Below are 10844 nucleotides of genomic sequence, written 5' to 3' on the forward strand. Positions count from 1 at the left end.
AGTGATGTCCATTATCGAGAAGCCGGAGTCAAATAATGAGTTTAAAACAGCATACCCAGGCCATTTTCCGCCAACAATTTAGCCATGAACCTGACATCACTATCAAAGCTCCGGGCCGCGTCAATCTTATCGGTGAGCATACCGATTATAACGATGGCTTTGTGCTGCCTTGCGCCATTGATTATGAAACCGTCATTAGTTGCAGTAAACGCGATGATCGCCAGATACATGTTATTGCGGCTGATTATGACAATCAGCAAGACATATTCTCTCTGGATGAACCAATTGTCCCGCATGCGCAATACCGTTGGGCTGACTATGTGCGCGGTGTGGTAAAACACTTGCAACTGCGTCATGCCGATTTTGGCGGTGCCTCGCTGGTTATCAGCGGCAATGTCCCGCAAGGTGCGGGCCTGAGCTCTTCGGCTTCTTTAGAAGTCGCCGTCGGCCAGGCGCTACAATCACTCTATCAGTTACCTCTGAGTGGTGTGGAACTGGCACTCAATGGCCAGGAAGCTGAAAACCAGTTTGTTGGTTGCAACTGCGGCATCATGGATCAACTGATTTCAGCACTCGGCCAGCAAGACCACGCGCTACTGATCGACTGCCGCACGCTTGAAACTCGTGCCGTCCCCATGCCAGAAAATGTGGCAGTGGTGATAATCAATTCCAATGTGAAACGGGGCTTGGTTGATAGCGAATACAACACCCGTCGTCAACAATGTGAAACCGCTGCGCGTTTCTTTGGGGTTAAAGCCCTGCGCGATGTTGACCCTAACCTGTTCTTCTCTATTCAGGATGAGTTAGATCCTGTGGTGGCTAAACGTGCTCGCCATGTGATTACTGAAAATGAGCGTACTTTGGCAGCGGCTGATGCATTGGCGTCTGGCGATTTAAAATTGATGGGACAATTGATGCACGAGTCTCATATTTCAATGCGCGATGATTTCGAGATCACAGTTCCACCGATCGACAGCCTGGTTGATATTGTGAAATCCGTTATTGGGGAGCAAGGTGGTGTTCGTATGACTGGCGGTGGTTTTGGCGGCTGTATCGTCGCGCTAATGCCAAACTCGCTCGTCGAGCAAGTTCGTGCGGCTGTAGCGCAGCAATATCCGGCATACAGTGGCGGTAGAACTGAAACCTTTTACGTTTGTCAGGCTTCACAAGGAGCGGGTTTATGCTGAAAAACGACGCTGCATCATCAAGCAGTGTTGACCAGTTAGCACCGGATGGTCACCCCTTTGAATTGACCGAGTTACATAATAAAACCGGCATGAGCGTGACGCTGATGGATTGGGGCGCTACCTGGTTATCAGCAATATTGCCACTAAAAGGGGGTGAAAAACGCGAGTTGCTGCTGGGCTGCCAAACCCCAGCCGATTATCTGCATCAAGCGGCTTATCTCGGTGCGACAGTTGGCCGCTACGCCAACCGCATTGCGAAAGCACAAATCACAGTAGAGGGTGAAATCCTCCATCTGATACCCAATCAAGGCGAAAACCAACTACATGGTGGCCCGGAAGGGTTCCATAACCGGCGCTGGAAAAAGGTTAAGCAAGATGAGAAACAAGTCACTTATCAGTTGCACTCTCCTGACGGTGATCAGGGTTTCCCCGGTAATTTAACCGCTGAAGTGCAGTATCTGCTGACCGAGGATAATCGGCTGGAGATTCACTATCAGGCTCAGGTTGATAAAACCTGCCCGGTAAACCTGACCAATCATGCGTACTTTAATCTCGATGGCGAAGGACGAGACGTGCGGGCGCATCGATTACAGCTGTTTGCTGACCGCTATTTGCCGGTCGGCAGTGATGGGATCCCCACCGGTGGACTCGAAAGTGTTGAAAAAACTGGCATGGATTTCCGTCAAGCGAAAACACTGGCGCGCGACTTCCTGCAAGACCGTGGTCAACAGCGGGTGAAGGGCTATGACCATGCCTATCTGCTGCATCGCACTTGTGGTGCTACCGAAAGCCCGGCGGCGCACCTGTGGTCCTCTGATAATCAAGTTCAAATGAGCGTTTACACCACAGCACCCGCCTTGCAGCTCTATAGCGGTAATTTCCTCGGCGGAACACCTGCGCGTAATGGCGGAACCTATGCCAGCTACACTGGCGTTGCTCTGGAAAGTGAATTCTTACCTGATAGCCCTAACCACCCGGAATGGCCACAACCTGATTGCTGGCTAAAACCGGGGAAAACCTACCGTGCCACCACCGTTTATCACTTTATCGCGTTATAGTGGATTGCCGCTGCGGCGGCAGTCTCTATTCATCTAAGATATAACCGAAACTACCCATATTCAGCACTACCATCTACGCTTAACTGCATCTGTCAGGGGTTAGTGTTACCTGTTGCCCGCCCTTTCAGACCCTCAAACATTATCTAAGGAATTCCTATGCGTCTAACTACCCTATGGTTACTCTCAGCCGGATTGCTGCTCAGTGTGAATGTGATGGCGGCGGATACAGCAAAAACTCCCTCTCCGGCTCAGGCCGCGCAACAGAAAAAAATGACCGATTGTAACCAGCAGGCGACCACTCAGTCCCTGAAAGGTGATGATCGGAAGAAATTTATGAGTCAGTGCCTAAAAGCACAAGTTCATCCTGATGAGAAAGCCCTAACCCCGCAACAGCAGAAAATGAAAAGCTGTAATGCCGAGGCGGCAACCAAAGAGTTAAAAGGTGACGCGCGTAAAACCTTTATGAGTACCTGCCTGAAGAAAGCCGCTTAATCTTCTCTTGTAATAATCACACATTTATCAATATGGAGCCTTTAGTGCTCCATATATCACTTTACTGTCCCCGTTTTCGTCGCTTGTTTTTTAGTAACGACAAGCTGCAACCTCGATACCCCCTTATCAATCTATGAAAAATAAACAATGCTAATATATAAAACTCAGCCATAAAATATAAAGCCATTAAATATCAACAAATTATATATTATTAAAATGATATTACATAAATTAAATATTAAGTTAGGATTATTATCAACGCAAAGAAAAACATTCGATTATTTAAATGATGGGGGTAAATAATTGCCAACAAGCTGGAATACTCATTATTGTAGAAACAGGAAAATTTGCAGTAAACTCCACACATCATTAATTAAGCTAAATAGCGATGAAAGCGTAAATAAAGTTTCCTCCGGAATATCGTAAAAATAATGCACGTAAGTTTTTATAATAAATAAATCACAGCGTTCTTTAAGTAAGTGCTGAGTATTGAGGTTTAAATGTCGCCACTACTGGTCTTTCATATAATTAAAAAATAGTTATAAGTTTCGTAATTGTTTTTATAACTATTTTTATATTTTAACTATATGATTAATTTAATGTTATTTCTGAAATCAATTAGCAAGAGGAATAAATAATGAAATTTAATCTGATTAAACTTTTGCCTGTTCTTTTATTGGCCGCATGTACCACCACAGATCACTCCACCGCGCCCAAAACCACACTCTCGGCACCTGCCGTTACCGAACAAAATTTACCTGCTGCAGCTATTGATAACTGCCTTGTCGGCTGCCCGACCGGTGGTAGTGATCAAACAGTTATTCGCGATGTGTATACGCTGAACAATAACAGTAATACCAAATTTGCAAATTGGGTGGCATATAAAGTCACGAAAAGCAGTCAGGCTAGCAATCACCCGCGTAAATGGGCACAAGATCCCGACTTGCCAGCCTCAGATACACTAGTACCGGCAGATTATACTGGTGCTAATCAAAAGCTGGCCGTTGATCGTGGGCATCAGGCTCCGCTAAGCTTACTCGCGGGTAACGAGGATTCGCAGGCGCTTAATTATTTGTCCAATATCACGCCACAAAAAGCAGCCTTAAACCAAGGTGCATGGGTGAGGCTCGAAGACAAGGAGCGCACATTGGCTAACCGCCAGGATGTTACTGCTGTTTACTCCGTTACCGGGCCGCTATTTGAACGCAATATCGGAACACTGCCAGCGAAGCCGTCTGTTGCACTCCCGAGTGGCTATTGGAAGATCATTTTTATTGGCACATCACCGGATAAAGGCCAGTATGCTGCATTCCTGATAGATCAAAATACGGCCAAATCTGCTAATTTCTGCGATTATCAAGTCACCGTTGATACCATTGAAGCAAAAACAAATCCCCAATTGACTATCTGGTCAAACTTGCCCACTGATGTTGCTCAAATAATTAAATCACAGAAAGGGACACTGGCTCAGACGATTGGATGCGATTAAATCGATTCGACCTCTGGCCTTACCTTATGATAAAAAATTGGCTATGGTTAAACACTATCGATTGCTGTCTGCGGTCATCACGCAATATAATGATAATAGTTATCATTGAATATACCCTGAATAATTCAAGTTGCAGCAAGACAGTCAACACGTATGCAGCTTGAAGTTGTAATCGGTATAAATTAGTCATCTGAGGAGTTCGAACTATGGCAGTAACAAAGCTGGTTCTGGTACGTCACGGCGAAAGTCAATGGAACAACGAAAACCGCTTTACGGGTTGGTATGACGTTGATTTGTCTGAGAAAGGCCGTACCGAAGCAAAAGCAGCTGGCAAGCTGTTGAAAGATGAAGGTTTTACTTTTGATTTCGCCTACACCTCAGTATTAAAACGCGCTATCCACACCTTGTGGAGTATCCTGGACGAACTGGATCAGGCTTGGCTTCCAACGGAAAAAACCTGGAAACTGAATGAGCGTCATTACGGCGCATTGCAAGGTCTGGATAAATCTGAAACTGCGGCTAAATACGGTGATGATCAAGTTAAACTGTGGCGTCGCGGCTTTGCCATCACCCCTCCAGCACTGGATAAAAGTGATGAGCGCTTCCCTGGCCATGACCCACGTTATGCAAAATTAACTGATGCAGAGCTGCCAACCACTGAAAGCCTGGCTCTGACTATCGATCGCGTTATCCCTTACTGGGAAGAAGTGATCAAACCACGCATCGCCAGTGGCGAGCGCGTTATCATCGCTGCTCACGGTAACTCTCTGCGTGCACTGGTTAAATATCTGGATAATCTGAATGAAGAAGAAATTCTTGAGCTGAATATCCCAACAGGTGTGCCATTGGTGTATGAGTTTGACGAAAACTTCAAACCAATCAAACACTACTATCTGGGTAACGCTGATGAAATCGCGGCTAAAGCTGCTGCGGTTGCCAATCAGGGTAAAGCGAAGTAATCATTCCTGATTAGTCCCATTAAAAAACCCCCGTACATCTCAGATGGCGGGGGTTTTTATTTGCCGATAAGTTAATTACTGGCGGCGAGCTTTGACTGCATTCGATAACTGGCGCAGCAACGCTTCTGTATCTTCCCAACCAATACAAGCATCGGTGACACTTTGGCCGTAAGTTAAAGGTTCGCCACTTTCCAGATTCTGACTACCTTCGACCAGATGACTTTCAATCATCACACCCATAATAGATTTTTCGCCCTGAGCAATCTGACGGCAAACATCCGTTCCTACTTCCATTTGCTTTTTGAATTGCTTACAGCTGTTAGCATGGCTGAAATCAATCATGATTTGTGGTTCCAGGCCAGCTTTGCTAAGCCCCTCTTTCACCGCAGCAACATGGGCGCTGCTGTAATTCGGCTCTTTACCACCACGCAGAATGATATGGCAATCATCATTTCCGGCGGTATTGACAATCGCTGAGTGTCCCCATTTAGTCACCGACAGGAAACAGTGTGGCGCACTGGCGGCATTGATAGCATCAATAGCGACTTTGATAGTGCCATCGGTACCATTTTTGAAACCGACCGGGCAAGACAAGCCAGAAGCCAGCTCGCGGTGAACCTGAGATTCCGTGGTACGAGCACCAATCGCCCCCCAGCTCATCAGGTCAGCCAAATATTGCGGGGTAATCATATCCAAAAACTCGCCGGCAGCCGGTAAGCCGCTCTCATTAATATCCAATAGCAACTTACGTGCGATACGCAGACCATCATTGATATTGTAGCTACCATCCATATGCGGATCGTTAATCAGACCTTTCCAACCTACCGTGGTACGCGGTTTTTCAAAATACACCCGCATCACCACTTCAAGCTCACCTTGCAGCTCTTCACGCAATGTCAGCAAGCGGGCCGCATATTCTTTGGCCGCCTGAGTATCGTGAATGGAGCATGGGCCAATCACCACCAACAAGCGATCGTCCTGAGCGCGCAAAATGCTGTGAATCGCAGCGCGGGTCTTGGCGACGATTTCTGCTGCTTTTTCACTAGCCGGAAACTTCTCTAGCAGGGCGACAGGGGGCAGGAGTTCCTTAATTTCTTTAATCCGTAGGTCATCAATCTGGTAATTCATAGCTTTTCCATTAAGTCTTGTGACGATCATCGCACAACGTCTGTCTGTATTAATCTAGTTGAACCAATCTAACTGGTGAATTGGATGCTGTAAATCTACTTTATCGCATTAGAAGAGCAGTACAGATAAACAACAACATCCCTGTTATCTATAATATGCATCAATCATTGAATGAAATCCTATCAGGACTAACATAGGTAGATAATTCTCGTTTTGCGTTCAGCTTTTACCATTGAAGGATAAATATGTCTGCATCATCGTTTTTCCCACAAGACGGCAACAGCAAGCGCCTGTTGATAGCGTTCGCTGTGACGACTCTGTTTATGGTGGCAGAGGCGATTGGCGGCTGGTTATCTGGCTCGCTGGCACTGCTGGCTGATGCCGGGCATATGCTGACCGACTCAGCCGCATTATTTATCGCACTAATGGCAGTACATTTCTCACGGAGGAAGCCGGATTCTCGCCATACCTTTGGTTATTTGCGTCTTACCACGCTGGCCGCTTTTGTTAACGCCGCAGCTTTATTATTGATTGTCGTGCTGATTTTTTGGGAGGCAGTTCGGCGTTTCTTTACCCCGCATGAGGTGATGGGTGTACCGATGTTAATCATCGCCATAGCGGGATTAGGTGCGAATATTTTCTGCTTCTGGATACTTCATCGTGGCGAGGAAGAAAAGAATATCAATGTGCGGGCCGCGGCCTTGCATGTTATGGGTGACTTATTAGGTTCCGTCGGGGCTATCGTGGCAGCCGTAGTGATCCTGACCACCGGCTGGACACCCATAGATCCAATTTTGTCAGTATTGGTCTCGGTATTGGTGTTACGCAGTGCCTGGCGTCTGCTGAAAGAAAGTTTTCACGAGCTATTGGAGGGCGCACCGCAGGAGATTGATATCAATAAGTTGCGCAAAGATCTCTGCACCAGCATCTATGAGGTGCGAGACGTCCATCACGTCCACTTATGGCAAGTCGGAGACCAACGGCTGATGACACTGCATGTGCAGGTGATCCCACCGCAAGACAATGATGAATTACTGCAACGAATTCAGCACCATCTGCTGCATCATTACCATATTGGTCATGCCACCATCCAGATGGAGTACCAGCACTGCAAAGCACCAGATTGCGGCATTAATCAAGCCGCTAGTGCCGGAGAGCACCATCATCACCATCATTGATGTTATCAGTCAGGCGAATGCTCTGGAGCACCTCGCCTGACTGACATTTACAGCAACAGCTATTGAACCGAAATATTAATCACTCAGGGTAGACAGTGGGCGTGAATGGTTTAGTGCCGCGCTCTTAATCCAAAGCCAAGAACCATTTAGTGCAATCAGCGTCAGTATCACGTACTCCAGCGCCATGGCGTAAACGCCCTGGTAGGCGAAAATTGCCACACTGATGACATCAATAACCACCCAAATCAGCCAGTTTTCAACATACTTTCGAGTCATCAAGATCATCGCCACGATGGATAAGACCATCATAGTGGAGTCCCAGAATGGGAAAGCGTCTGGCTGCAACTCCGGCATTTGGACATTCGCTCCCAAGCCTTGCATAACAGTAACTGCCGTACGGGTTAGCCAGGCAAATACCGTATCAATATGCAACGTCATCAATGCGATACCCGCGACACAAACCACGCCCCAAACCAATGCTTTCGGCAAAGATAGCCAACGAATTTTCAATTCCGCTTGGTTATCAGGCGTTTGTTTGCTCCAGGCATACCAACCATAAATATTAGCTACAAAGAAGAACAGCTGTAGCAACAAGCTGGCATAGAGTTGGATCTGGAAGAAAATCACCGCGAACAACGTTACGTTTATCAACCCAAACAAGTAGTTAATGATTTTCTCTTTGCTGGCAAACCAGATGCACAGCAACCCAAACAGCGTACCTATTGCTTCAATCCATGAAAGATCATACCCGCCTGTACCCAGCGGAATATGAACCAATATGTTACTGGTACTAAAGAAATCCATCTGGCTATCCTTTTGCTGTTAATACAGTAGTGAATATACTCTAAATAATTCGAGTTGCAGGAAGGCGGCAAGCGAATGAATCCCGACGAGCTTACTGTAGTAAGTGATTCGGGTGATTGAGCGCGGCCAACGCACATGCAGCTTGAAGTATGACGAGTATAAATGCTTACGCATTGCCTTTGATCTGTAGCTTCAACTGATTGGCAAATTCCAACATGCGATTTAGCGGTATCAGCGCCTGCTGACGCAATTGTTCATCAACATGTATCTCATGCATCACACCACCCTGCTCCAGCCCCTCAGCTATCGCTTTAAGACCATTCATCGCCATCCACGGACAATGCGCACAACTTCTACATGTTGCACCTTCGCCAGCAGTGGGCGCTTCGAATAACTCTTTATCCGGACAAGCCTGCTGCATTTTATAGAAAATGCCCCGATCCGTTGCGACGATCAGTTTTTTCTGGGGCAGTGTTTTTGCCGCCATGATCAACTGACTGGTTGAACCTACCGCATCCGCCATATCGACAACAGCTTGTGGCGACTCCGGGTGAACCAACACCGCGGCATCAGGATGTAATGCTTTCATTTGGGCCAGTGCCTGGGTTTTAAACTCGTCATGGACGATACAGGCTCCCTGCCAGCACAGCACATCTGCACCACTCCTTTTTTGTACGTAGTTTCCAAGATGCCTATCCGGTGCCCAGATTATTTTCTCGCCCAGGCTATCGAGATGTTCGATTAACTCAACCGCGATACTGGAAGTGACCACCCAATCAGCCCGGGCTTTGACCGCCGCTGAGGTATTGGCATACACCACGACAGTGCGGTCAGGATGGCTGTCGCAGAATGCGGCAAATTCATCAGCCGGACAGCCTAAATCCAGCGAACATTCAGCATTGAGGGTTGGCATCAATACTTGCTTTTCGGGATTGAGTATTTTAGCCGTTTCACCCATAAAACGAACGCCAGCGACCAACAGAGTTGACGCAGGGTGGTTGTTACCGAATCTCGCCATTTCCAGTGAGTCAGCAACACAACCGCCGGTCTCTTCGGCCAAGGCCTGAATTTCGGGGTCAGTATAATAGTGAGCGACTAACACGGCATCGCGTTGCTTCAGCAGTGTTTTAATTTTCTCACGATAAAAGGCTTTTTGGTCCACATCCAGCGGGACAGGCCGCGCAGGGAAAGGATAAATCGCTGCATTTACATCAAAAGTTTCGCTCATCGCTCACATCTCTATTGCCAGTGATTCCGGAGCCACGGTATCTCTCAGGCTGCCAGTCAGATTGGTTTGTTTTTTATCCTAAACAAAATACTCAATATTTTGCGAAAAGTCGCCAGATATTGTCTCAAAATGGCAAAAATGTTTAATAGAGTTAAATATGGGGGAAAGTTGGGTGGTAGAAAGGATAGTAGAGGGTTATAGAAATCTGTTTGGGTTTCTTGAATGAGAAGTATAAATGATATTGCTTGGAAGGTATAACAGGGAGAAGGGGAAGAGAATAGTGGGTCCTGCGGGATGACTCGTCCTGTGGACTCGCCCTTCGGGTCAACGCTACCGCGTTGCTGTCTCGCTTCGCTCGGCTCGAACCTGAACGCAGGTCTCACCCACACGATTATTGTGTAGTATGCGGCTTCTGAGTCTGGGGGGATATTTCGATACCTGAGAGAATGGTGGGTCGTGCGGGATGACTCGTCCTCCGGACTCGCCCTTCGGGTCAACGCTGCGCGTTGCTGTCTCGCTTCGCTCGGCTCGAACCTGAACGCAGGTCTCACCCACACGATTATTGTGTAGTATGCGGCTTCTGAGTCTGGGGGATATTTCGATACCTGAGAGAATGGTGGGTCGTGCGGGATTCGAACCTGCGACCAATTGATTAAAAGTCAACTGCTCTACCAACTGAGCTAACGACCCGCTGTCATGCGGTACTGCTTACTCTTTACTGTAAAACATAATGGTGGGTCGTGCGGGATTACTCGTCCTGCGGACTCGCCCTTCGGGTCAACGCTGCGCGTTGCTGTCTCGCTTCGCTCGGCTCGAACCTTTTACGGTTCTCATCCCTAACGATTTGATACCCTGCTAACTCTTCATAATGGTGGGTCGTGCGGGATTCGAACCTGCGACCAATTGATTAAAAGTCAACTGCTCTACCAACTGAGCTAACGACCCATTATGTTTACTATTTGATGACAATTCAGTGCCAGTCGTGCGGAATAAATTCTACTCGAGGCATTTTAGACAAAACAGGAAGAGGAATATCTATTCGATGATTTCAACTTCTTACATTCAAACCAAACTGGGAGAGAATGGTGGGTCGTGCGGGATTCGAACCTGCGACCAATTGATTAAAAGTCAACTGCTCTACCAACTGAGCTAACGACCCGCTGTCATGCGGTACTACTCACTCTTTACTGTAAAACATAATGGTGGGTCGTGCGGGATTCGAACCTGCGACCAATTGATTAAAAGTCAACTGCTCTACCAACTGAGCTAACGACCCATTATGTATTACCATTTGATGACAATTCAGTGCCAGTCGTGCGGG

General features: G+C 47.2%; 9 protein-coding genes, 4 tRNA genes and 3 other RNA genes. 6 read left to right on the forward strand and 10 right to left on the reverse strand.

Annotated features, from left to right (window positions below; translation table 11 throughout):
* The first annotated feature begins 35 nt into the window (after positions 1–35).
* The 5 genes from galK to gpmA all read left to right on the forward strand — a co-directional run bounded on the left by galK (position 36) and on the right by gpmA (position 5185).
* Entirely contained in the window at positions 36–1187 is a 1152-nt protein-coding gene (gene galK, locus ACNSO8_RS05070; RefSeq protein WP_019081126.1) for a galactokinase, read from the forward strand.
* Positions 1181–2245, forward strand: a complete 1065-nt coding sequence (gene galM, locus ACNSO8_RS05075) for a galactose-1-epimerase (RefSeq protein WP_019081127.1) — start codon at positions 1181–1183, stop codon at positions 2243–2245. Before galK ends, galM begins: the two co-directional genes overlap by 7 nt.
* 156 nt (positions 2246–2401) lie before the next feature.
* Positions 2402–2737 (forward strand): PsiF family protein, encoded by a 336-nt coding sequence (locus tag ACNSO8_RS05080; protein ID WP_005168046.1) that lies wholly within the window; start codon positions 2402–2404, stop codon positions 2735–2737.
* A gap of 637 nt (positions 2738–3374) precedes the next feature.
* A complete protein-coding gene (locus ACNSO8_RS05085) occupies positions 3375–4226 on the forward strand; it encodes a DNA/RNA non-specific endonuclease (RefSeq protein ID WP_172654866.1) in 852 nt (283 codons plus the stop codon).
* A gap of 206 nt (positions 4227–4432) precedes the next feature.
* Positions 4433–5185 (forward strand): 2,3-diphosphoglycerate-dependent phosphoglycerate mutase, encoded by a 753-nt coding sequence (gpmA, locus tag ACNSO8_RS05090; RefSeq protein WP_019081130.1) that lies wholly within the window; start codon positions 4433–4435, stop codon positions 5183–5185.
* A 75-nt stretch (positions 5186–5260) separates the two neighbouring features.
* On the opposite strand, the gene aroG is transcribed toward gpmA, so the two are convergent.
* Entirely contained in the window at positions 5261–6313 is a 1053-nt protein-coding gene (gene aroG, locus ACNSO8_RS05095; protein ID WP_408576697.1) for a 3-deoxy-7-phosphoheptulonate synthase AroG, read from the reverse strand.
* A gap of 245 nt (positions 6314–6558) precedes the next feature.
* On the opposite strand from aroG, the gene zitB reads away from it, so the two are divergent.
* Positions 6559–7491, forward strand: coding sequence for a CDF family zinc transporter ZitB (gene zitB / locus ACNSO8_RS05100; RefSeq protein WP_019082683.1), 933 nt, complete (start codon positions 6559–6561; stop codon positions 7489–7491).
* A gap of 75 nt (positions 7492–7566) precedes the next feature.
* On the opposite strand, the gene pnuC is transcribed toward zitB, so the two are convergent.
* The 9 genes from pnuC to ACNSO8_RS05145 all read right to left on the reverse strand — a co-directional run bounded on the left by pnuC (position 7567) and on the right by ACNSO8_RS05145 (position 10799).
* Complete coding sequence (gene pnuC, locus ACNSO8_RS05105) at positions 7567–8295, reverse strand: nicotinamide riboside transporter PnuC (RefSeq protein WP_019082682.1); 729 nt, start codon at positions 8293–8295, stop codon at positions 7567–7569.
* 166 nt (positions 8296–8461) lie between these two features.
* The gene (gene nadA / locus ACNSO8_RS05110) at positions 8462–9523 is read right to left on the reverse strand and encodes a quinolinate synthase NadA (protein ID WP_019081134.1); all 1062 of its coding nucleotides are present in this window, start codon (positions 9521–9523) and stop codon (positions 8462–8464) included.
* 278 nt (positions 9524–9801) lie between these two features.
* Positions 9802–9926: non-coding RNA, RtT sRNA (locus tag ACNSO8_RS05115), on the reverse strand.
* Between the two features lie 44 nt (positions 9927–9970).
* Positions 9971–10094: non-coding RNA, RtT sRNA (locus ACNSO8_RS05120), on the reverse strand.
* Positions 10095–10137: 43 nt separating this feature from the next.
* Positions 10138–10213 (reverse strand) — tRNA-Lys (locus ACNSO8_RS05125).
* A gap of 41 nt (positions 10214–10254) precedes the next feature.
* Positions 10255–10378, reverse strand: a non-coding RNA gene (locus ACNSO8_RS05130) — RtT sRNA.
* A gap of 14 nt (positions 10379–10392) precedes the next feature.
* A tRNA-Lys gene (locus ACNSO8_RS05135) sits at positions 10393–10468 on the reverse strand.
* Positions 10469–10606: 138 nt separating this feature from the next.
* Positions 10607–10682: transfer RNA gene (locus tag ACNSO8_RS05140), tRNA-Lys, on the reverse strand.
* A 41-nt stretch (positions 10683–10723) separates the two neighbouring features.
* Positions 10724–10799, reverse strand: a tRNA-Lys gene (locus tag ACNSO8_RS05145).
* Between the last annotated feature and the right edge of the window lie 45 nt (positions 10800–10844).

The organism is Yersinia sp. LJYL362 (assembly GCF_048323875.1).